This window comes from Acidovorax sp. LjRoot66 (assembly GCF_964253305.1).
Taxonomy (GTDB): domain Bacteria; phylum Pseudomonadota; class Gammaproteobacteria; order Burkholderiales; family Burkholderiaceae_C; genus Acidovorax.
On the sequence record NZ_CAXUQU020000001.1, the window covers coordinates 3,555,365 to 3,577,274 of the forward strand.

The 21,910-nt window shown below is 67.7% G+C and carries 14 protein-coding genes and 1 pseudogene; 9 read left to right on the top strand and 6 right to left on the bottom strand.

Features of this window, described 5'->3' with window-relative positions; all coding sequences use genetic code 11:
* Window positions 1-730: 730 nt before the first annotated feature.
* On the bottom strand, window positions 731-1,762 hold the full coding sequence (locus tag ACSQ3Y_RS16710) for a Bug family tripartite tricarboxylate transporter substrate binding protein (RefSeq protein WP_428001055.1): 1,032 nt from the start codon (window positions 1,760-1,762) through the stop codon (window positions 731-733).
* Window positions 1,763-1,833: 71 nt separating this feature from the next.
* A complete protein-coding gene (locus tag ACSQ3Y_RS16715; RefSeq protein ID WP_436178129.1) occupies window positions 1,834-3,156 on the bottom strand; it encodes a sulfatase family protein in 1,323 nt (440 codons plus the stop codon).
* Window positions 3,157-3,226: 70 nt separating this feature from the next.
* Between ACSQ3Y_RS16715 and ACSQ3Y_RS16720 the strand changes: the two genes are divergently transcribed.
* The 8 genes and pseudogenes from ACSQ3Y_RS16720 to ACSQ3Y_RS16755 all read left to right on the top strand — a co-directional run bounded on the left by ACSQ3Y_RS16720 (window position 3,227) and on the right by ACSQ3Y_RS16755 (window position 14,596).
* Window positions 3,227-4,132 (top strand): LysR family transcriptional regulator, encoded by a 906-nt coding sequence (locus tag ACSQ3Y_RS16720; protein ID WP_436178130.1) that lies wholly within the window; start codon window positions 3,227-3,229, stop codon window positions 4,130-4,132.
* 183 nt (window positions 4,133-4,315) lie between these two features.
* Window positions 4,316-5,416, top strand: a complete 1,101-nt coding sequence (locus ACSQ3Y_RS16725) for an IS5 family transposase (RefSeq protein WP_436178131.1) — start codon at window positions 4,316-4,318, stop codon at window positions 5,414-5,416.
* A gap of 790 nt (window positions 5,417-6,206) precedes the next feature.
* On the top strand, window positions 6,207-6,605 hold the full coding sequence (gene cutA / locus ACSQ3Y_RS16730; RefSeq protein WP_436178132.1) for a divalent-cation tolerance protein CutA: 399 nt from the start codon (window positions 6,207-6,209) through the stop codon (window positions 6,603-6,605).
* A gap of 168 nt (window positions 6,606-6,773) precedes the next feature.
* Window positions 6,774-7,550 (top strand): response regulator, encoded by a 777-nt coding sequence (locus ACSQ3Y_RS16735; RefSeq protein ID WP_428001051.1) that lies wholly within the window; start codon window positions 6,774-6,776, stop codon window positions 7,548-7,550.
* 7 nt (window positions 7,551-7,557) lie between these two features.
* Window positions 7,558-9,579: an ATP-binding protein gene (locus ACSQ3Y_RS16740; protein WP_436178133.1), complete on the top strand. Its 2,022-nt coding sequence runs from the start codon at window positions 7,558-7,560 to the stop codon at window positions 9,577-9,579.
* Window positions 9,580-9,805: 226 nt separating this feature from the next.
* Entirely contained in the window at window positions 9,806-11,125 is a 1,320-nt protein-coding gene (locus tag ACSQ3Y_RS16745) for a hypothetical protein (protein ID WP_436178134.1), read from the top strand.
* A gap of 324 nt (window positions 11,126-11,449) precedes the next feature.
* Window positions 11,450-12,007: pseudogene (locus tag ACSQ3Y_RS16750) on the top strand (hypothetical protein); the annotation flags it as partial.
* 327 nt (window positions 12,008-12,334) lie between these two features.
* Window positions 12,335-14,596: a fibronectin type III domain-containing protein gene (locus ACSQ3Y_RS16755; protein ID WP_436180128.1), complete on the top strand. Its 2,262-nt coding sequence runs from the start codon at window positions 12,335-12,337 to the stop codon at window positions 14,594-14,596.
* 33 nt (window positions 14,597-14,629) lie between these two features.
* Here the strand turns inward: ACSQ3Y_RS16755 and ACSQ3Y_RS16760 are convergent, their stop codons facing one another.
* From ACSQ3Y_RS16760 to ACSQ3Y_RS16770, 3 genes are all read right to left on the bottom strand, one after another.
* Window positions 14,630-16,480: a M48 family metallopeptidase gene (locus ACSQ3Y_RS16760; RefSeq protein WP_436178135.1), complete on the bottom strand. Its 1,851-nt coding sequence runs from the start codon at window positions 16,478-16,480 to the stop codon at window positions 14,630-14,632.
* A 252-nt stretch (window positions 16,481-16,732) separates the two neighbouring features.
* Window positions 16,733-17,212 (bottom strand): hypothetical protein, encoded by a 480-nt coding sequence (locus tag ACSQ3Y_RS16765; RefSeq protein WP_436178136.1) that lies wholly within the window; start codon window positions 17,210-17,212, stop codon window positions 16,733-16,735.
* Window positions 17,213-17,271: 59 nt separating this feature from the next.
* The gene (locus tag ACSQ3Y_RS16770) at window positions 17,272-18,081 is read right to left on the bottom strand and encodes a hypothetical protein (protein ID WP_436178137.1); all 810 of its coding nucleotides are present in this window, start codon (window positions 18,079-18,081) and stop codon (window positions 17,272-17,274) included.
* Between ACSQ3Y_RS16770 and ACSQ3Y_RS16775 the strand changes: the two genes are divergently transcribed.
* Complete coding sequence (locus tag ACSQ3Y_RS16775) at window positions 18,035-20,215, top strand: TonB-dependent siderophore receptor (RefSeq protein ID WP_436178138.1); 2,181 nt, start codon at window positions 18,035-18,037, stop codon at window positions 20,213-20,215. The two genes, ACSQ3Y_RS16770 and ACSQ3Y_RS16775, sit on opposite strands and share 47 nt — an antisense overlap.
* Window positions 20,216-20,227: 12 nt before the next feature.
* Here the strand turns inward: ACSQ3Y_RS16775 and ACSQ3Y_RS16780 are convergent, their stop codons facing one another.
* On the bottom strand, window positions 20,228-21,838 hold the full coding sequence (locus ACSQ3Y_RS16780; protein ID WP_436178139.1) for a tannase/feruloyl esterase family alpha/beta hydrolase: 1,611 nt from the start codon (window positions 21,836-21,838) through the stop codon (window positions 20,228-20,230).
* Between the last annotated feature and the right edge of the window lie 72 nt (window positions 21,839-21,910).

Below are 21,910 nucleotides of genomic sequence, written 5' to 3' on the forward strand. Positions count from 1 at the left end.
AAAGAGAAGACGACCCCCAGTCTGCGTCCCCCATCGCCCGGTGGGCGATGGGGCAACCTGCGATGCTCGGATCTGGGGTGGGCGTCGCTGAACTCGCTGCGTTCTACGAACTCCGCTCAAACAGCTGCGGCAAGCCAGATCACGAAGCGTGTGTGTCCTTCGGCACACACGCCCACCCCAGCTCCTGCGCTTCTCGGCGCAGCCAGCAGAGGTGGGGCGCGGGTACCACACGGCTGCTGCTGCGCAGCTGCGCCTGGGGTCGGTGACGCGCGCAGTGCGCGCTGCCGACTGTTGGGCGCGATCTCCCTGCCCAGGCCAAGCGCAGCGAGGCAGTTGGGGCCGAGCGAAGCAATGGCCCGAGTGGAGCCCGCACCCACCCCCTTCTGACCGTGCCGAGAAGCGCAGGGCCTGGGGTGAGCGCGTGCCGAAGGACACGCGCATCGTCATCTGGCTCGCCGAAGCTGTTTGACCGGAGCTGCCTCGCAGAGGCAGCGCAGGGAGTTCTTCGGCGTCACCCCAGGCCCGAGCATCGCAGGCTGCCCCACTCGCCCGCAAGGGCGAGTGGGGACACGGGCAGCGGGGTCGCCTTCTCTTTGGTGACTTTCTCTTGGCGACGCAAGAGAAAGTTACTGCGCCGCCGGGCGCACACCCCGGCCCCCGCCTTCAACCAAAGCACACAGCCACCATCGACGACAAGCGACTGCGGCACCATCCACCAAGCCCACCCCAATCAATCGTTGGCCCTGAACCCCGTAGCCTTCACCAACCCCGCCCACCGCGCCGTTTCCGCAGCGATCGTGCGGGCGAATGCATCGCCGTGCTCCGTGGGCACATCAAACCCCTGCGCATCGAGTTTGCTGCGGTAGTCCGGCGCCGACTGCGCCTTGACAGTCGCGGCCTCGATGGCGTCCAGCACCGGCTTGGGCACGGCGCTGGCGGCCAGCAGGCCGAACCAGATGGTGGTGTTCAGGTCCTTGTAGCCCAGCTCGGCCAGCGTGGGCACCTGGGGCAGGTGGCGCGAGCGCTCGGGGCTTGTCACGGCCAGCGCGTTGAGCTTGCCGGCCTGCACCTGGGGCAACGCGGTCTGCATCTGCGCAAAGCCCAGCGGCACCTGGCCGCCCACCAGGTCCACCACCTGCGGGGCCGAGCCCTTGTACGGAATGTGCGCCATGTCGGTCTTGAAACGCTCGTTCATCTGAAAGCCCAGAAAGTGCGAGGGCGTTCCCGGGCTGTACGAGCCGTACGACACCTTGCCCGGGTTGGCCGCCGTCCACTTCACCAGGTCGGCAAAGCTGCGCGCCGGCACCGAGGGGTGGGCCACCAGCACCAGCGGCGCCTCCACCCCCTTGGCGATGGGGCGAAAGTCCGCCGGCTTCCAGCGCAGGCTGGCGTAGGCACTGGGGTTGATGGTCACCATGGCCTGCGTGCCGATCCACAGCGTGTGCCCGTCGGGCGCGGCCTTCTGCACGTATTCGGCGCTGATGTTGCCGTTGGCGCCGGGCTTGTAGTCCACGATGAAGGTGCCGCCCGTCACCTTGCCCAGCTCGTGGGCCAGCGCGCGTGCATAGGCGTCGATGGCGCCGCCGGGCGGCGTGCCCACGACCAGGGTCACGGGGCGGCTGGGCCAGGCGGTTTTGGCCGTGTCCTGCGCATGGGCGGGCGCAGCCAGTTGCAAGGCAAGCAGCGACGCTGCTGCCAGGGCAGCAGGGCGCAGTGCACTGTGCCGGGTGCCACGCTGCAGGCATGGATGGGTGAGGGTCATGGTCTTGTCTCCTTGGGTATTGTTCTGAGGGCTGTCTCGGTTTTTGTCTGTCTGTCTGCGCGCCTGCCTATCTATCTCTGCGGCATGTCCTTGGCCGAGTAGCCCAGGCTCACGGTGGCATCGGCCGGTATCTCGGCGATTGAGGCATTCCACGCCAGCCAGTCGTCGCGCATCTGCGCAAAGCGCGCGGGCTCGTGCCGGGCCAGGTTGGCGCGCTCGCGCGCATCGTTCTCGACGTGGAAAAGGTACTCGTGTTCGTCCACCTTCAGGTACTTCCACGGCCCCCGGCGCAGGGCGCGCTGGGTGCGGTGGTTCATGCGCCAGTACAGCGGTCGTTCGAACGTGTCCGCCGGGTCGCGCAGGATGCGGGCCAGCGAGACGCCGTCCAGCGGGTACTGCGGGTGCGGCACGCCGCCGCCCAGTTCCAGCAGGGTGGCAGACCAGTCCATGCCCATGCACTGCTGCACGCTGGTGCCGCCCGGTGCGATCACGGCCGGCCAGTGGGCGATCCACGGCACCCGGATGCCGCCCTCGGTCAGGTCCATCTTGCCGCCCACCAGCGGCCAGTTGTCCGAAAAGCGCTCGCCCCCGTTGTCGCTGGTGAAGACGATGAGCGTGTTATCCAGCAGGCCCTCGGTGCGCAGCGCGGCCACCAGCCGGCCGATGCCTTCGTCCATGTGGTGGATCATGCGGCGGTAGGTCTCCACATTGCCGCCGTGCAGGTGGAACAGGTTGTCCTTGACCTGCGCCGCCAGGGCCGCGTCGTCGCGGGTTTCCCATGGCCAGTGGGGCGCCGTGTAGTGCAGGCTCAGCAGGAAGGGCTTGCCCGCCCGCGCGCCCTCGGCCATGCGGCCCACATGGCCAACGGCCCGGTCCGACAGCAGGTCCGTGAGGTAGCCGGGCTCGTGGTGCTCCTCCTCGCCCAGGTACAGGTCGTGGTCACCCCGCCCGGCGCAGTGGCTGAAATAGTCCACGCCGCCAGCCATCACGCCATAGAACTCGTCATAGCCCGAGCGCAGCGGGCCAAAGCTCGGCGGGTAGCCCAGGTGCCATTTGCCGATGAGGGCCGTCGCATAGCCCGCCTCGCGCAGCAGCGAGGGCAGGGTGGGCAGTTCGGGCGGCAGGCCCAGCACGGTGCTGCCCTTGCTGCGGCTGTTGATGGGCTCCTCCATCCCGGCGCGCACACGGTACTGGTAGCGCATGGTGGCCAGGGCCACGCGCGTGGGTGAGCACACGGGCGAGTTGGCGTAGCCCTGCGTCAGGCGCAGCCCGCCCGCAGCCAGGGCGTCGATGTGGGGCGACACCGCGCCGAACTGCGCCTGGCGCCCGCCGTAGCAGCCCAGGTCGGCAAAGCCCAGGTCGTCCGCCACGATGTAGATGATGTTGGGTTGCATGTCCCTGACGTTAGCGGCAGCTCCATTCTTTGTAAAATTGAAATTTGGGTGTTTCAACTTAAATAAATCTATGGATCCCCGGCATCTGCTGCAACTGTCCGCCATCCTGGAATGCGGCTCCATCAGCAAGGCCAGCCAAGTGCTGCACCTGACGCAGCCCACGCTCACGCACAACATGCAGGCCCTGGAGTCGCGCGCGGGCGGCCAGCTGTTCGAGCGCAGCCGCTTCGGCGTGCGCAGCACCGCGCTGGGTGAGGTGCTGGCGCGCGAAGGCCGGGCCATTGCGCGCAGCGTGCGCGATGCCGAGGAGGCCTGCGCCCGCCACCGCGGCGGGTTTCGCAACACCATCCGGCTGGGTACGGGGCCGCTGGTGGGGGCCGCGCTGGTGCCAGGCCTGGTGGCCGGGCTGGCCGCCGTGGCGCCGGGCCGCGCCTTCTCGGTGCAGAGCGACCGCCCGCACCTGCTGGTGGACCAGTTGGTGGACGGCCGGCACGAGCTGGTGATCGCCCCCTCGTGGCTGGACAAGCCGCCTGCGGGCATCGAGCGCTTCTTGCTGGTGCACGATACGGTGGGCGTCTTCTGCGGCCAGGCGCACCCGCTGGCGCGCACGGGCGTTCTGGCCGCGGGCGGCGATGTGGACTGGCTGGGCATGGGCACGGCGTCCCCGTTCGATGCGCCTGTGCGCGACATGCTGCGCGAGGCCGGGGTCGAAGCCCGCCATACCGAGGTCACCGTGATGGGCGATGCCCATATGGTGCTGGAGATCCTCTCCAAGGGGCGCCACCTGTCAGTGCTGCCGCGCTATCCGCTGGGATTTTTGGCGCCTTTCTACGGCCTGGTCGAGCTGGCCCTGCCGGTCGCGGTGGTGCCGCCCCCGCGCGACATCTACCTGTGGTGCCGCAGTGCGTTGCTGGAAGACGCCTCCATGGTGTTGGTCAAGGACTTCATCCTGGCGCATGCGAGTGGGCGTTCATGAAGGATCATCGCTTCGGGTGATGGTTGGCGTGGTCTCTCGTTGTCTGTTTGGGTTGCGTGCCTGGGTTGAGGGCGGAGGCCGGGATGTGCGCCCGGCGGCGCAGTAACTTTCTCTTGCGTCGTCAAGAGGGTGTAGAAGAAATAAATTATAATAGCGCCGCATTGACCAAGCAGGAGCAACGCAATGGCAAAGACAGGCCGACCACCCGTGATCCCCCCTGGCGAGTACGCCATCTTGCGCGAGGTAGTACGCGACAACCCGCAGGCCACGCTGCCCGAGTTGGCGCTGGCCTGGGCCGATCACATGGGCCGCAGCGCACCCAGCACGGTGACTCTGCGTGCGGCACTGAAGGCTGCCGGCCTGCAGCGAACGCGGCCCAAGCCGCAGCTGTCTCGCTCGCAGCCTGGCCAGCCTGGCACCCGTTACGGCTACAACGCCCGGCATCGACCCACCAGCCCAGCGGGCAGCTCCATCGCAGGAGCCCTGACGGATGCCGAATGGGCTCTGGCGCAAGACCTGTTCGAGCAACAACCGGGCTCGCGCGGCAGACCGGCCACCTACTCGCGGCGCAGCGTTGTCGATGCCTGCTGCTATGTGCTGCGCACCGGCACGTCCTGGCGCAACCTGCCGGTGCAGATCTATCCGCCCTGGCAATCCGTGCAGAAGGCCTTCGTCAACTGGGCCCGCCAAGGCAAGTTCGAAGCGCTGCACGAGCGTCTGCGCCAGCAATGGCGCCAACGCCTGGAGCGCGCTGCGCAGCCCAGCGAGGCCATCATCGACTCGCAATCCAACCGGGGTAGCCCTCAAGGCGGCACGCTGGGCTTCGATGCGGGCAAGAAGGTGCAGGGGCGCAAGCGCCATCTGGTCGTGGACACGCTGGGCCTGCTGCTTGCGGTAGTAGTCACCAGCGCAGCCGTGCAGGACCGCGACGCGGCCGCGCAAGCTGTAGCGCAGGCGTGCAAGCGCACGGACGGCTCGTTCAAGACGTTGTGGGCCGACAGCGCGTACGCTGGGCAATGCGCGCAGCAGATCGAGAAGGCGCACCAGGTGCAGGTGCGCATCGTGCGCCACAGTGCCCGCCACCGCTGGGACGATGCCCAGCAGCCGCTGTGGAGCGAAGAGCAGCCGGCCACCATCTACAAGAAGCGCTGGGTGGTGGAGCGCACCCATGCATGGCTGGAGCGCAACCGCAGGCTGGTGATGCACCACGACCGCAAGCCGTTCTATGCGGCGGCGTGGGTGTGGCTTGCGCAGGCCCGGATGTTGTTGGGGCGACTGCAATAGATTTCTTCTACACCCTCCAAGAGAAAGTCACCAAAGAGAAGGCGACCCCCAGTCTGCGTCCCCCGTTCGCCCTGTCGGGCGAACGGGGGCAACCTGCGATGCTCGGAACTGGGGTGGTGCCGCAGAACTCGCTGCGTTCTTCGAACTCCGCTCAAACAGCTGCGGCAAGCCAGATCACGAAGTGCGTGTGTCCTTCGGCACACGCACCCACCCCAGGCCCTGCGCTTCTCGGCGCAGCCAGCAGGGGTGGGGAGCTGGTACCTGACGGCTGCTGCTGCGCAGCTACGCCTGGGGTCGGGGACGCGCGCGCTGCGCGCTGCCGACGGGTTGGGCGCGATCTCCCTGCTCAGGCCAAGCGCAGCGATGGCCCGAGTGGAGCCCGCTCCCACCCCCTTCTGACCGTGCCGAGAAGCGCAGGGCCTGGGGTGAGCGCGTGCCGAAGGACACGCGCCTCGTCATCTGGCTCGCCGAAGCTGTTTGACCGGAGCTGCCTCGCAGAGGCAGCGCAGGGAGTTCTTCGGCGTCACCCCAGGACCGAGCATCGCAGGCTGCCCCCTCGCCTCCGGCGAGGGGGACACGGGCAGCGGGGTCGTCTTTTCTTGGCCTACCTTCTTTTGACGAAGCAAAAGAAGGTAGGTGCGCCGCCGGGCGCACACCCCGGCCTCCGCCCTCGCCCAAAGCACACAGCAACCATCGCCCAAGGACCAGTACCAGGACCACTGGACCTGCACCCCCCACCTGTGGCAGACTGCCCGACCCAGCTCCATCACAGCCCCTTCGGGAGACCAGCATGATGATGACCCCTCCGAGCACAGCGGCAACGCCAACGGCACCAGCCCTTCGCGAAATCCTCATGGTCACGACCACGGTCGCCACCGAAGCCGAAGCCAAACGCCTCGCCCACGCGGTGCTGCACGCCCGCCTGGCCGCCTGCGTGCAGGTGGAACCCATCACCGCCTACTTCCACTGGGAAGGCGCCCTGGAAGCATGCCGCGAACTGCGCGTGGCCTGCAAGACTGCCGCGAGCGCCATGCCCGCGCTGATGGCCCTGCTGCGCAAACAGCACCCCTACACACTGCCCCAGTTGGTGGTGCAGCCGGTGCAGGCCTCGGCCGAATACGGCTGCTGGGTCGATGAGCAACTGATGCAGCAACAGCCCGCCCGCCAGCCTGCGATGGCAATGGCCTGAGTCAAGGGCGGCGCGCGCACCGCCGCAAGCGCGTGCAGCGGGCGCACCCTTGGCGCGGGCAGGGAGGCCCAACCGCACTGCAACGTTGTTTCTAGTGCAATTGAATGAGGTACAAGCGGGCCGCACCTCGTCATAATCCGCCGCGTGGCTCCATTCAGCAATTCCTCCATGGGCGTCGTCGACGCGCCTGCACCCCCTGCCGCCGCCTGCGGCTGGCTGGGCGCGGGCCACCGCATTCGCGTGGGCGTGGTGGAAGACGAGCCCGAAGAACGCGAGGCCTTTGCCGAGCACATCACGGCCCAGCCCGACATGCAGCTGGTGCTGGTGGCCACCAACCGCGCCGAGGCGCTCGCGCTGCTGCCCCTGCACGCGGTGGATGTGCTGCTGGTGGACCTGGGCCTGCCCGATGGCTCGGGCCTGGACGTGATCGTCGCCGCGCGTGCCCGGTGGCCGGACTGCAACGTGCTGGTCAGCACCATCTTCGGCGACGAGGCGCATGTGCTGCCCTCCATCGAGGCGGGTGCCACGGGCTACCTGCTCAAGGACAGCAGTGCGCCGGGCCTGGTTGACGAGATCCGCAGCGTGCATGCCGGGGGCAGCCCCATCAGCCCCATGGTGGCGCGCAAGATCCTGGCGCGGGCGATGGTGCTGCCGCTGCCGCCCTCGCTGGTGGCGCAGGCGGCCCCGCCGGCCGATGCCAGGGCGGGCGCGCTGGCACTGGGCGAGCCCGGCCTGCCATCCCACGAGGTGGCCTTGTCGGTGCGCGAGCGCGCCGTGCTGCAACTGGTGAGCAAGGGCTTCAACACCGAAGAGGCGGCCGCCACGCTCGGTGTCTCCACCTCCACCGTGCGTACCTTCGTGCGGCGCATCTACGCCAAGCTGCAGGTCCGTTCGCGGGCCGGCGCCATCGACGTTGCGCGCCGCCATGGCCTTCTGGCCGACTGACACACGGATGCGCCGGCCGTCCTCTCGCCGGCATTCGCCTTCACCCTCCCTGCGCTGGCTGGTGCTGCTGTGGCTGGCTTCGGCCGCACTCGTGGCCATGGCGGTGGCGGGCGCGCAGGCACAACAGCCGGCCACCCAAGAGGGCGCTGGCGCCAGCCACCTCAGGCAGGCAGGCTTCTGGCCCGAGCCTGCGGGTGCCGGCTGGCAGGCCCCCGCCGCGCCGCCGCCCGAGGTGCTCCACGGCAGCGTACCCTGGGAGGACGTGGCCTTGCCCCACAGCCGCCCGCGCAGCATGGCCGAATCGAGCGACACGGCAACCGCGCTGCCCCAGGTGGTGTGGTACCGGCTGCAGGTGCCTGCCGGCGCCGCGCCGGCCGACGGCACCTTCCTGTATTTGCCGCGCTGGCAGACCATCGGCGGCATTGCCGTGTATGCCGATGGCCAGCTGGTACACCGCTCGCGCGGCAGCCGGGTGTGGAACAGTTTCAACCGGCCCCTGTGGGTGCCGCTGGCCGATGCGCAGGGTGCGCCTGCACCGGCCACGGTGCTGGTGCGCATGGCCAGCCAGCAGGGCGTGGGCGGCGCCATTTCCACCGCCTGGGTGGGCGGCGAGGGCGAGCTGCTGTGGCGCTACCAGGTGCGCAGCTGGCTGCAGGCCGACTTCACCGCCATGGCGGCGGGCGCCTTCGTGGTCATCGGCATCTTTGCCTTTGCCGTGTGGTGCGTGCGCCGCAGCGAGGTGATGTACGTGCTGTTCTTCGCCACGTCGGTAGCCAACGCGCTGCGCATGGTGCAGTTCACCATGGGCGACGTGCCGCTGCCGATTTCCGACGACTGGTTCGGCTGGCTCACGGCCAATTCCCTGGGCTGGTCGCTGGTGTGCGTGTTCCTGTTCACAGTGCGGGTGCACGGCCTGCGCATGCCGCGGGTGGAGCGCACCATCATCGCCCTCGTCACTGCCGTTTCGGTGGTCACGCTGCCGTGGCTTCCGCTCAAGGTGGAGACCGTGCTGCCCGTCATCTACCTGTGCATCGTCGGGGTCACGCTGATCGTGGCGGCCTCGGGCATGTGGGCGTCGTGGGTCAACCGCTCGCCCTGGGCCATGGTGCTCAGCCTGTGGGTCTCGCTCACGGTGCCCGCATCCATCTACGACACGCTGATGGCCAGCTACCGCGTGTCCATCGAAGGGCTGTACCTGGGGCCCTACGCCTCCATCGGCGTGTTCGCGATCTTCCTGGTCATTGTGTTCCTGCGCTACACCGGCGCGTTGCGCGAGGTCGAGACGCTGAACGCCGGGCTGGAAAGCCGCCTGGCCGAGCGCGAGGCCCAACTGGCCGCCACCTACGCGCAAGTGAACCAGCTGGAGCGCCAGCGCGCACTGGATGCCGAGCGCCAGCGCATGATGCAGGACATGCACGACGGCATCGGCTCGTCGCTGATCAGCGCGTTGCGCATGGCCGAAGGCGGGCGCCTGCACGAGGGCGACATGGCGCGCGTGCTCAAGGAGTGCATCGATGACCTCAAGCTCTCCATCGATTCGCTGGACCACAGCGGCGCCGACCTGCTCAGCCTGCTGGCCGCGCTGCGCTTTCGGCTGGGGCCGCGCCTGCAGGCCGCAGGCCTCACGCTGCGCTGGGGTGTGCAGGATGTGCCCGCGCTGGAATGGCTCGACCCCAAGAGCGCCCTGCACGTGCTGCGCATCCTGCAGGAGGTGCTGACCAACATCATCAAGCACAGCGGTGCGCAGTCCATCGGCATCTCCACCACCTCGGACGCCACGGGCGTGCAGGTGCTGGTGCGTGACGATGGCCAGCCCTTCAGCCCACCGTCCGCCACCCCGCCGCCGGGCAGTACCGTGCCGGGCCGGGGCAAAGGGCTGGGCAACGTGCGCTCGCGCGTGCAGGCCATCGGTGCGCAGTGCACGTGGACTGCCGGCAGCGGTGCGCAGGACGGGGCTGGCGCAGGCAATGTCTTTTGCCTGTCGCTGCCCCTGCAGCAGCCTTCTCGCCAGGTGCCTGGCCCCGCGTAGTCCCGTAGCCCAAAGCCGCACTCCGCTTGCGGATCCACACCGCAGCGGCGGTGCCTGCGGGGCCCAAAAAAAATCGGCAAATGTCATCTAGTTGGGGGACATACAAGCGCGTGCGAAAGGCCTAGCATCGCCGCTGCATTACCCAATAGCTCTTATTTCTATAGCTGCGTAACAAGGCGCGGCGGGCGATGCGCTGCCTGTTCAATTTCAATTGGGGATTTTCGCCATGACACACCACCGTTCAATTGCCGCCACCGCCGCCGCCGGCACCACCTTCACCGCCCGCCGCACCGTCGCTGCCATGGGCTGCATGCTGCTGCTCACCGCCGGTGCATCGGCCCATGCCGCCGTGTGCCGCGTCAGCAGCACCGGCACCGAGGCCGGCGACGGCCGCACCTGGGCCGCGGCCACCTTGCTGCACTCGGCCCTGGCCAGGCCGACATGCAGCGAAATCTGGATCCAGCAGGGCACCTACAAGCCCACCGAGGGCGCAGACCGCTCCATCGCATTCGCCATCAACCGCCCCGTCAAGCTCTACGGCGGCTTTGCCGGCACCGAGACCGCGCTGGCCCAGCGTAGCGCCGACAGCCGCCTCACCGTGCTTTCGGGCGACATCGGCACGCCGGTGGTCAGCGCCGACAACAGCCACCATGTGGTGGTCATCGGCGGCCTGGGCGCAGGCGCCAGGGCTGCATCGGTGGCCGGCATCTACCAGCCTGCGGACACGGTGATCGACGGGCTGAGCATCGTGCACGGGCGTGCCGACGGCGCCAGCCATGCCAGCGGCGGCGGCCTGTACTGCAACGGCGCGGGCCAGGGCAGCGTGTGCAGCCCCAGCATCGCCAACGTCAGCTTCCGCGGCAACTGGGCGCGCGACGATGGTGGCGCCGTCTACTCGCTCGGCGCGGCCGGCGGTGCCAGCAGCCCCGGCATCACCCAGTCCACCTTCATCGGCAATGCGGTGGACGGCTACGGCGGTGCCATCGCCAGCGTGGGCCAGGGCGGCACCAGCAACCCCGCCATCGCACAGTCCACCTTCATCGGCAACGCGTCGGGCCGCTACGGCGGCGCCATCGCCAGCCACGGCAACGCCGGCACCAGCAGCCCGCGCATCACGCAGTCCACCTTCAGCAGCAACTGGGCCGGCGACTTCGGCGGTGCCCTGGCCAGCGTGTCCAGCGGCAGCAGCGGTGTGAGCCGCCCCCTGCTCAGCCAGTCCACGCTGATCGGCAATGCGTCCGACGGCTACGGCGGCGCGCTGTCCTCGCTCAACTTCGCGGGCGGCGGCGGTCAGGTCGCAGTGGTGTCCTCGGTCATCTGGGGCAACACCTCCGTGCATGGCGTGCAGCTGGACACCACCTACAGCGGCAAGACCAGCGTGCAGGCCAGCATCCTGCAAGGCGGCTGCGCGGCCGGCCCCGACTGCGTGGGCGTGATCAACGCCGACCCCACGCCCGGCAGCACCCTGGCCGGATACGGCAACAGCGGTGGCAACGGCACCCAGGCCCTGCTTCTGCTGCGGCGCGCGCAGGCTTCGCTGCCTTGAAGCCAGTCTCTGCGGGTCCGGTTACGGTGTCACCAGCAGGCCCTCGGCCACGCGTGAAGCCTGTGCCCGGGCCCTCAAAAAAACCGCATTTGTCATCTAATTAGAGGACATACAAAACGGATTGAAGGGCCTAGCATGCCTGCTGTATTGCATCGCACGCGCTGGCTTCGACGACCGTACCGCTTGGGAGGCGCTGTCTGCAATCGTTTTGCTTTCACCAGACGCCTGTTGCCCATGACCACATCCCTCGCCTGTGCATGTCCCCTGAACCCATCAGCGCGCCTAAGCCGCAGCATGCGCGCGCTGGGGTTGCTGGCGTTGGTGATGTCTGCTGCGGGCGCTGCCAATGCAGCGATATGCCGGGTGTCACCTGCTGGCACGGGCGACGGCAGCACCTGGGCCGCCGCTGCGCCGTTGCAGTCCGCGCTGGCGGATGCCAACTGCGACGAGATCTGGGCCAGCCAGGGCACCTACCTGCCTACCCTTACGGTGGATCGCAGCATCAGTTTTGCGATCAATCGCCCGCTGAAGCTTTATGGAGGATTTGCGGGGGGTGAAACCTCACTGTCGCAGCGCAGCAGCGACAACCGGCTGACAGTGCTGTCGGGCGATATTGGTGTTGCTGGGGACAACACGGACAACAGCCGCCACGTCGTGGTCATCGGTGCCGCAGGCAACGGAGTCCATCAACGAAGCGATACGGTGGTAGACGGGCTGAGCATTGTCGACGGAAACGTTTTCTCAATCGGCCAGTATTCCGAGTCACAAGGTGGCGGTCTTCTTTGCAGTGCTGTTGGTAGCGGCAGGGTATGCAGCCCGACCCTGTCCAATGTGCTGTTCAGCGGCAATTCGTCCGTTCACTCGGGTGGGGCGCTGGCAAGCATGGCCGGCTCCGGCGGGGTGAGCAGCCCTCTCATCCTGCAATCCACATTCACGGGCAACACGGCCATCAACGGAGGTGGGGCCGTGTTTGTCTGGGCGGGGTCGGCAAGCACCGCCAATCCAGAAATTGCGCAGTCGTCGTTTGACGCAAATGCCGTATCAGGGCCGGCCAGCTTCGGCGGCGCCGTCTTTCTGCTGGGCAATTTGGGACACGCGGCAACGCTCATTTCGCAGTCCACATTCAATGGCAACTCAGCGACAACAGGGTCCGCCAAGGGCGGTGCCATTGCAAGCTATTCGGACGGTGGAGGAACCAGTGTCGTCACCATGACCCAATCCACCTTGGTGGGTAACTCCTCCACTTCCGGAGGGGCGTTGCACATCACCAGCAGTACCATCTACGTGAAGTCTTCCATTGTGTGGGGCAATACTGCGGCGACCGGTTCGCAGTTCTTTGTCAACGGAGGGAATATCTCGGTGGACGGCGGCATTGTGGAGGGAAGCTGCCCGGCCGGCGTGACTTGCACCGGCGCTCAAAACCTGGACCCGCAGTTGGGCCTTTTGGCATTCAACGCAGGCTCCACCAATACGATGATGCCCGGCCTTGGCAGCCCGGCGTTGAGCGTGGCGGGCTCATGCAGCGCGTCGGCCGTGGACCAGCGCGGCGCGCCGCGCCCCACCAGCGGCAGCTGCGACGTGGGCGCGGTGCAGCGGCAACTTGCTGCACCGGCTTCGCCCACCAGCTTCGTGGCTGCGGCGGGCAACTCCGCGCTGGCCCTTTCCTGGTCGCCCGGTGGGGGCGGCTGGCCCCACTACGAGGTGACCGACACCACGGGTGGTGGGTCCACCGCCGTCTGTTCCACCACCGCAACCACCTGCACCGTGCCCGGCCTGCTCAACGGCACGGCTTACACCTTCAGCCTGGTCGCGCGCAACGAAGCCGGAACCAGCGGCCCGGCAACGGCAAGCGGTACCCCCATGACCCTGCCGGACGCCCCGACAGCTACCGCCGCAACGGCAGGCAATGCCCAGGCCACCGTGACCTGGACAGCCCCGGCCAGCAATGGCGGCAGCCCCATCACTGGCTACACCGTCACCGGCACCCCCGGCGGTACCTGCACGGTGGCCGCAGCCGCGCCCCGCACTTGCACCATCGCAACCCTGACCAACGGCACACCCTACACCTTCACCGTGAAGGCGACGAACGCCGTGGGCGACAGCCTGCCATCGCTTGCCAGTGCGCCTGTCACGCCCACCGCACCGGTCGTCGTCGCCCCGCCCGCCGAAGACCCCGGACCGACCTCAACAACCATCAACACCCCCGGCAGCACGACCACCATCACCAACCCATCCCTGCCCGTGGTGGTGGGCCCGGGCGCGGGCGGCGGCACCATCGTGCTGCCCGGCACGGGCACCACGCCCACCACACTGCAGGTCATCGTCAACGGCCAGCCGCTCACCGTGCAGGCACTGCCTGGCACGCAACTGCGCATTGCCGAGGTCAATGGGCAAAGCGTGTTGGTGCTGGTGGTGCTGGAAGGCTGGGCCTCCATGGCATCCAGCGCCGTGGGCCAGCCCATGGTGCTGGCCGGGCCGGTGCTGCTGAGCGCAGGCAGTGCAGGCACCCTCGTCGAAGCCCAGCCGCTGGCCGTGGCCGTGCAGGTGGGCTCGCTCACCGCCCCCACAGGCAGCCTGCCTGCCGTGGGCAGCATGGGCCTGCAGGCTGGCGAGCGCCTGCAGGTCAACGACCAGGGGGCCGTGGTCGCCATCACCCTGGGCTCGCTCAAGGGCGAAACCAACCAAGCCGGTGACTCCATGGCGTTTGCCAACCTGCCGGCATCCATCACGGTGGACAACAAGGCCTTCGCACGCTTGAACGGCCCGCTCGCCCGCCTCTCGGGCGCCAACATGGCCCAGGGGCTGGAGGTGGCGCCCTCGGGCGTGTTCCTCGTGCGCGATGGCGGCCAGGTCTTCCAGCTGCTGCCCACCCAGCCCATCACCATCGACGCGCGCCTGCCCGACGGCATGGGCTTCACCCCGCTGGGCCTGTTGAGCTGGGTGCGCGGCGGCGTGGTGGTGCAGTTCGCCCCCGCCGTGGCCGACCTCGCTGGCCTTGCGGGTGCCGTGACATCAGCCTTGCCCGATGTCACGTTGAAGCTCGGCGCCGAAGGCGTGCTGCAGCTGCGCACCGGCGGGCAGACCTATGTGCTGCGGCCGGACTGGACGGGCAGCGGAACGGCCCCAGGCACGCCGCAGATCGGTGTGGACGAGCAAGGCCGCATCTACCTGCAGACAGGGCAGGGCGCACGGCAGTGGCTGCTGCCCGCGCTGCTCAACGCCACCCAGGCCAGCAGCATTTTCACCACGGCGCTGCCGGGTGCGGTGCTGTCGGTGCAGGCGGGCAGCAGCACGGGCGTGCTCACCCTGACCCTGGCCGGCCAGGCATGGCGCCTGGTGCCGCAGTGGGTGCTGCTCACCGGCAGCGCGGCCCAGGTGCCGCCGCAGGCCGGGCCGTGGTGGATGGGTTCGGATGGCCTGCTGTACCTGAAGCTGGGCGCGCAGGTGCAGGGGGTGCGAATCTCCGATTGAGCATGGCGGCCCGCCCGGCATGGCGGGCTGGGCTCAGGCTTCCTGCTGCTGCGCCCGCATGATCTGGTGGCGTTGCCAGTAGTGGCCAACCTTGGCGTTGAAGGCGTCCTTCTCCTTCTTCAGGCCGCCGAGCTTGATCTTGCTTGTCTTGGCCCCGATCATGGCTTTTTCGGGGTGGGTGACGATCAGGGCATTGCCCCAGGTGCTCTCCTTGAATTCCAGCGCCTTGATGGCGTCCCAGGCCACCGTCGCGCCATCGGCCGAGGTGGCGATGCCTTCGATGCTCACCGTCACCGTGTCGCTGCCCTTCAAGGCGTACTGCACCGGCGGAAAATACTGCAGCACCAGTGCGCGCTCTTCGTCGTTGGCGGGCTCGTAGCGGTAGGCCAGGCTGCGTTCGTGCTCTGCTGCAAAGGCCTGCTCGTACGCGCCCCACATGCGCTGCTCGATGGCATCGGCCGTGAGGATCTGCTGCGCCCAGGTGGTGGCCGGCACGCGCACGACGATGGCGCCGTAGTCGCTCTCGGCCAGCGCCACGCCCACGGAGCGCATGCGCTCGGGCATGGCGGGGTGCGAGTCGAAGGGGTGGGGCACGTTGGCCGTCCTCATCTCCGAGAGGAAATCGGCCGATGCGGCATAGGGTGGCAGCCCTTGGGCCACATAGCTGGCAATGCCCAGCGCGGCGGCGTCGTGCTTGCGGTTCTGGCCGAAGAGCTCGCTCTCGATCTTGGAGCGGTACCGCGCATAGGCGGCGATCTTCACCAGTGATTGTGCAATCGCATCGGGCGAAATGAGCTGGGCGGCAGTGCGGTCGGCCTCAAACTCGCGTGCGCGGCTTTCGCGCGCCAGCGCCACCTCGAAAATGGTGCGGTACAGATCGATCAGGGGCAGGAACACGGCCGTCAGCCCGCCCTCGCGCATGGCGTGGCGGTAGTGGTCGTACTGGCTGATCTTGGGGCCCAGCAGTGCACTGCTCTGGGTATCGCCGCCGCGCAAGTGCGCCAACTCATGGCCCAGCACGGCATCGGCTTCTGCCTGGTCGAGCAGGCGCAGCAGGGGGATGCTGACGAACAGCGTGCGCCCGGTGAGTTGCTGGTTGCCCACGGTGAGGGGCGCCTCGGTCACGAAGAAATTGGCGTCGATGCCGGCCACGATGTTGCGCGGCGGCTCGGTCTTCAAACGCTCGGCCATGTGGCGGATGCGCGCCCACAGCAGGGGGGCATCGGCCTCGGTGAGCAACTCGCCATCGACGCCGTTGTTCAGCTGCACCCGCTTGAAGATGCCCACCACCGCCATGAACACCCCGCACGCGACCAGGATGCCTACCAGGATGATGAGTTTGGGCCAGTACTTGTGCATGAAGAACGCCGTCACCCAGAACGACAGCCACACCGCCAGCGCCCCCTGCACCACCAGCGAGGTGGCGCTGGCCCAGGTGGTCAGGTGCCAGCCGGTGACGAAGCTGGTGTACTGCAGCCTGCGGTTGACGAAGGCCAGGGCACCGAGGGCCAGCACGGCCACCAGCAGCACCACGCCGGCCACCATGCTCCACAGCGACAGCTTGCGCACCAGGTTGAACTGCCACAGCTCGCCATAGGTCTCGCACATGGCCTCGCGGTAGTCCGCCACCTCGGGGTCCTGGTTGGTGCAGATGGTGGACGGCGGGTTGGTGCGGTAGAAGTCTTTCTGCACCTGCTTCTCGGCTGCGGGCATGGCCTTCTCGGCATCGATGCGCTGGCTGATGCGGGCGATGAACCGGGTGTCCTCGTCGCGCTGGGCGTACCCTGTGAACAGGTAGGCGGCCAGTGGGATCAACAGCAGCGCGAGCAGCGAATAGGCCAGGTATTTGGCCAGGCCCAGGCGCAGGGCAGAAGAGATTTTCATAGAGATACGCGATGGGTTGTGTGTGCTTTTTCGGTCCAGCATGGAGCCCAGGGGTGCGCTCGCAGCGTGCCCCTTTTCCTCACTCCATGGCGGGGGATTATCTAGACGCGCACGCGCTGTGGTCGCGCCAACAAGTAACACTTGGAACGGCAGCACCGGTGTGTGAAATTTGGCACGGATGCCGCGAAAAATGAAGGGTGGCCTGCCCGGGCTGCAGCCACCAATGCCGGTCGCCTGGCCGGCTATCGCGAATTACTTCGGGCTTTTCAGCACGACTTCGGCAAAGCAGTAGTAGTGCATGTCGTCGTCTTCCTTCTGCTTGCAGTTGTTCTCGCCCACCTGCAGCCGGCGCGCGGTGGCCGGCAGGGCCTCGAACTGCACCTTCACGATCTTGCGCTTGCCCGGCCGGATGGTGTCCATCCCTCGCGCGCACGACCTGATCCCCGTAACGCCCCGTTGCTTGAGCACCAGTCCGCTGTCCAGGTCCTTGATCGTGAACGCTTCGGGGCGGTGGTTGGGGTGGATGCACGCCTCACCGATTTCGTCTGTGGTGTTTCCCACCACGATGGTCACCGTGGTGCCCTTGGGCGTGACGGTGATGTCCCGCAGAACGGTATCGGTGTCCTCGGGCAGCGGCATGTTGAGCTTGTAGCTCTGGGCGTGGGCAGTGCCTGCGGCACCCAGGGTGAAGGCTGCCAGGACAGCCGAGGCTGCCAGAATTTTGGTGAACACGGTGACTCGTTTCAAGGGAGGGAAGAGGGGGCGCAAGGGGTTCTCGGCGGCAGCGCGCATCACTTCCACTGCCGGCCGTCGCCAGCGGCGCAACCGTAGGGCGGAATGGACTTGGCAAACCGCTCCTGCAGCTGCGCGCAGCCCCAGCGGTTCAGTGGCCCCGGCGCGCGGGAATTGAGTTCGATGCCGATCTCCTCATAGGGCGACTTGGCCTTGCTGACATAGTCGTACCAGCGTTTGCCGACGAAGAGCGTGATGGCCGCAACGCCGATGAGGACCACGAGGAGGGCTTTGAGTGCAGGGGATTTTTTCAAGAAAAGGGCCTGGTTGTTGTTGTGAAGCGCTTGGCAGGTGCGATTGTGTTGGCGTTCGGCGGCAGGCCGGCCTTGCGCGGCGTATGCATGCCGCCAGTCGTGAAGCAATGCACAGAATCGGCACATGCCGTGCCCATCAGTGGGTGGTGTCGCAACGCCCTCGGCATGGGTGAAAGCCGGTGTTGCGCGAATGCCCGTTTGTGGTCCAAGGTTGTCGGCATGCCTCTGAAATGCTTCTAAAATAGAACTGATTCTCGTTACGGTTATTGCCGTATTCGTGTTGTCAGCCAGTGCCGGGTGGCCCTTCGCGGTCGTCCGGTGGTTCGCACCAGCTGCGATCCACCTGCGCACCAGCCAGCCAATCCCGCTCCCCCATCGACCGCCCCGCGTTGCTGCCATTGCGTGCAGCGGCCTGCATGCGCGCGCTGCCGTGCATTCATGCGCGAAGTGTTGCCGTGTAGATGGGGGCGTGCATTCCTCCACCTCTTTCGTACACAGGCCTTCGATGATGTCCCGATCCCCCTTGTCCTTCGCGCCCGTGGCGCTGGCCGTCATGGCCCTCGCCAGCGCCACCGCTGCCCGCGCGCAAAGCGTGGAATCCACCACCGCAAACACGGACGTCAAGGCGCCTGCCGCAAGTGCCAGCGGAACCCGCAGCACCAACCTTCCCCCCGTCATGGTGCGCGCCCAGCAGGACCGCACCAGCACCGAAGGCACCGAGCGCTACAACAGCACCCAGGCCACGGTGGGCAAGGCGGCGGCCGAACTCAAGGAGATCCCCCAGTCCATCAGCGTGGTCACCCAGCAGCGCATGGAAGACCAGAACATGCGCAATGTGGAAGAAGTGCTGGAGCAGACCGTGGGCTATGTGTCCGAGCGCTTCGACAGCGAATCGGCCTCTTACTCGTCGCGCGGTTTCGCCATCAACAACTACATGATCGACGGCGTTCCCGCGCCCGGCACGGCATCCGCGTGGGACTCCGTGCTGTTCGACCGGGTGGAGCTGCTGCGCGGCCCTTCCGCGCTGTTCAGCGGCGTCTCCAGCTCCGGCGGTGCCGTCAACCTGGTGCGCAAGCGCCCGCAAGATACCTTCCAGGCGCGGGGTGCAGTGCAGCTCGGCTCATGGTCCACCAAGCGTGCCGAGGTCGACGTGACCGGCCCGCTCAACCAGGCCGGCACCATCCTGGGCCGCCTTTCGGCCGCCAAGCAGGAGGGCGGCACCTACCAGAGCGGCGCCCAGCGCGACCGCTATGCGATTGCCGGCTCGCTCGACTTCAAGCTTGCGCCCACCACCAGCCTGCTGGTCGGCGCGCACGCGCAGAAAGTCGACGGTTGGCTCACCGGCGGCCTGCCTTCGTACACCACCGGCGCGCTGCTCGATGTGCCGCGCTCCACCTGGCTGGGCGCGGACTGGAACCGCTCCGAGCAGGACGAGAAGTACGTGTACGCCGAACTCACGCACCGCTTCAACGACGACTGGCGCGCCCGCCTGCACTGGAGCGGCTACCGCAACGACCAGGCCACCAACTACCTGTACCTGCCCAACGGCCAGGTCACGCCCACCAACGGCCGCACCAGCCTGATGCTGTGGTTCAACCAGACGCGCATCGAGCAGAACGTGCTGGACGCCAACCTCACCGGCAGCTTCAACGCCCTGGGTCGCAAGCACGATGTGGTGGTGGGGGCAGACTGGCGCCGCAACACCAATGCCTCCACCTCGGGCCGCTATGCCAACTACTACGTGCAGGACGTGTATGCGCCCGACCACTCGGCCGTGCCGTACCCCGACCGCCCGGCCACGGCGCGCGCGCAGTCCGAAACCTCGCAGTACGGCCTGTACGGCCAGACCCGCCTGCGCCTGGCCGACCCGCTCACGGTGGTGCTCGGCGCCCGCGTGAGCTGGTACGACACGCGAAGCCGCAACCTGCTGCCCACCACCGGCGCCTGGACCACCAGCCAGGTGGACCACAAGCTCAGCCCCTATGCCGGGTTGACCTATGCGTTCACCCCGCAGGTCTCGGGCTATGTGAGCTACAGCGACGCCTTCACGCCGCAGACGCAGCTGGCCTTTGGCGGCGGCGTGATCGACCCCATCGTCGGTAAGCAGCTCGAAGTGGGCGTCAAGGGCGAGTTCTTCGACCGTGCCCTCACCACCAGTGCTGCCGTCTACCGCATCCGCGAGGTCAACCGCGCCCAGGCCGACCCGGTCAACACCGGCTTCTCCATCGCCCAGGGCGAGGTGGAAAGCAAGGGCGTGGAGCTCGAAGCCTCGGGCCGCATCACCAAGCAGTGGAATGTCTACGCCGGCTACGCCTACAACGAGAACCGCTACGTGCGCGACACATCGAGCGGCGGCCTGCCGCTCAACGCGCTCACGCCGCACCACAGCGTCAAGCTGTGGTCGCAGTACCGCTTCAACGACGGCCTGCTCGACGGCCTGAGTGTCGGCGCAGGCGTCAACGCCTACAGCAGTGCCAGCGGCGGCAACGCCACCACCAACACCCACCGCCCCGGCTTCGGCGTGGTGAACGCCGCCATCAGCTACCGCATCGATCCGCGCTGGACTGTGGCGCTCAACCTCAACAACCTCACCGACAAGGTCTACTGGCAGCGCGTGTACACCACGGGCCGCAGCAACTTCTTCGGCGAGCCGCGCAATGCGAGCGTGACGCTGCGCGCGAGTTACTGACCTCCGCCGGTATCACACCGCCGAGCAGCTGAAGCTCTCCGCCTTCGCCGGGTCGCCCTTGCCGTCATAGCGCGGGAACTTCGGGTACTCGCACACCGGGCGCTGCAGCACCGGGGTCTGCTGGCCGGCGCGCGGATCGGCGGGTTCGTAGCGGGTGGCCACCAGTTTGTCGGGCGCGCTGCCGCGCTCCACCCAGGCGTCTATGGCGGCCAGCAGGTCGATGCTCACCGGGTCGGTGCCCGGGCCGTCGAGGTTGTGGCCGTTGGAGGGCGAGGTCAGCATGCGCGCAAAGCCCTGCACCTTGCTGGCACCCAGGCGCTGGCGCAAGCTGTCCAGGTAGTCCGCCGTGCGGTACACCGACACGCAGGCATCGCCCATGCCGTACCAGATCAGCAGCTTGCCACCGTTGTCGGCAAAGGCCGAGAGGTCGGGGTTGGTCGCGTCGATCAGGTTCGCCAGGCGCAGGTACGGGGCCTGGTACCGGGTGGGGTCGTGCTGGAGCAGGTCGGCAGCGGGGTTGCCCTCCACCAGCCGTGCTGCGGCCAGTGCAGCCATGTAGTTGAACGAGTCGCGCGCCTCGAAGCTGGGGCCGAACACATAGGCCTCCCAGTCGGATGTGGCGGCACCGCCGCGCCCATAGCCTGGGTAGCCGCGCGCGCCTTGCGACAGGGTCACGGGCACGTCCTTGTTGGCGTAGATCAGGCGCACCGATTCGATCTGCCCGGCGGTCAGGCAGCTGTCGTTGTCGGAGCCCTTGCACAGCAGGTCTGTGGGCACGTAGTTGCAGGCTGCCACATTGCCGATGATGCCGTCCTTGAGGCCATCGAGCCCGTCGCATGCCTGCGTCTCGGCCTTGGCGTACAGCGCGATCTTGGCAGGGCTCATCCAATTCTCGGGTTTGGAGAAAACGTGGCGCAGCAGCGTGGGCCCCAGGTTGGTCTGGTGCGCCTGCTGGCTGATGGCGGGCTCCATGGCCACCACGCCGTCGTAGTCCTTGGGGTAGTTCTGCGTGGCGGCGAGGGCCGAACGCCCGCCGTTGGAGTGGCCGATGTGGTAGCGGCGCGCAGGGCGCTTGCCATAGAAGTCGGCGGCAATAGCCGTGCCCACCTCCAGCACGAAGTGGTTGGCGTCGAAGGCATGGTTGCGCAGCGCCACGTCGCTCGCGCCCCAGGCAAAGCCGGGCGCCAGGTGGCCCGAGTCGGAGCTCATCTTCACATACGTGTGGGCCGATGCGCCGATGATGTGCTGGTACCACGGGTCGTCGGTAGGGATGAAGCCATCGAATGCACCACCGCCCACGGTCAGCGTCTTGCCGTTCCACACCGCGCCCGCGGGCAGCTCCACCGCCCAGTGGATGGTGGACTGGGGCGACGAGACGATCTCGCCGCGCACGATGCACACCTCGGGCAGCAGGCCCTCGGCCGCGCGCAGCTCCGTGCGGGTGATGGTCGCGCCATGGGGCAGGGTGGCCATGCGGTAGGTCGGGCAGGCCTGGGCCAGCGGCTGGCTGGCAGCGGGGGCGCTGGTGTCGCTGCCGCCGCAGGCGGTGAGGGCCAGTGCGGCCAGGGTGCCCATGGTGGCCGCGAGCAGGGCCGAGCCTGCGGACGGTGGGGTTGAAAGCATGGAATGCGTCTCCTGTTGTTGCTTGGTTCTTCCGAAGCCTTGAGGCTCCGGGCGCAACGATAGGGACGGGGG

Excerpts from the sequence above, each read along its gene's own strand:
- ACSQ3Y_RS16720 (WP_436178130.1), top strand. The coding sequence starts at position 3,227 with ATGGATCCCCGGCATCTGCTGCAACTGTCCGCCATCCTGGAATGCGGC.
- ACSQ3Y_RS16780 (WP_436178139.1), bottom strand. The coding sequence starts at position 21,838 with ATGCTTTCAACCCCACCGTCCGCAGGCTCGGCCCTGCTCGCGGCCACC.
- ACSQ3Y_RS16725 (WP_436178131.1), top strand. The coding sequence starts at position 4,316 with ATGGCAAAGACAGGCCGACCACCCGTGATCCCCCCTGGCGAGTACGCC.
- ACSQ3Y_RS16735 (WP_428001051.1), top strand. The coding sequence starts at position 6,774 with ATGGGCGTCGTCGACGCGCCTGCACCCCCTGCCGCCGCCTGCGGCTGG.
- ACSQ3Y_RS16715 (WP_436178129.1), bottom strand. The coding sequence starts at position 3,156 with ATGCAACCCAACATCATCTACATCGTGGCGGACGACCTGGGCTTTGCC.
- ACSQ3Y_RS16775 (WP_436178138.1), top strand. The coding sequence starts at position 18,035 with ATGTCCCGATCCCCCTTGTCCTTCGCGCCCGTGGCGCTGGCCGTCATG.
- ACSQ3Y_RS16710 (WP_428001055.1), bottom strand. The coding sequence starts at position 1,762 with ATGACCCTCACCCATCCATGCCTGCAGCGTGGCACCCGGCACAGTGCA.
- ACSQ3Y_RS16745 (WP_436178134.1), top strand. The coding sequence starts at position 9,806 with ATGACACACCACCGTTCAATTGCCGCCACCGCCGCCGCCGGCACCACC.
- ACSQ3Y_RS16755 (WP_436180128.1), top strand. The coding sequence starts at position 12,335 with ATGACCCAATCCACCTTGGTGGGTAACTCCTCCACTTCCGGAGGGGCG.
- ACSQ3Y_RS16760 (WP_436178135.1), bottom strand. The coding sequence starts at position 16,480 with ATGAAAATCTCTTCTGCCCTGCGCCTGGGCCTGGCCAAATACCTGGCC.
- cutA (WP_436178132.1), top strand. The coding sequence starts at position 6,207 with ATGATGATGACCCCTCCGAGCACAGCGGCAACGCCAACGGCACCAGCC.
- ACSQ3Y_RS16740 (WP_436178133.1), top strand. The coding sequence starts at position 7,558 with ATGCGCCGGCCGTCCTCTCGCCGGCATTCGCCTTCACCCTCCCTGCGC.
- ACSQ3Y_RS16770 (WP_436178137.1), bottom strand. The coding sequence starts at position 18,081 with ATGACGGCCAGCGCCACGGGCGCGAAGGACAAGGGGGATCGGGACATC.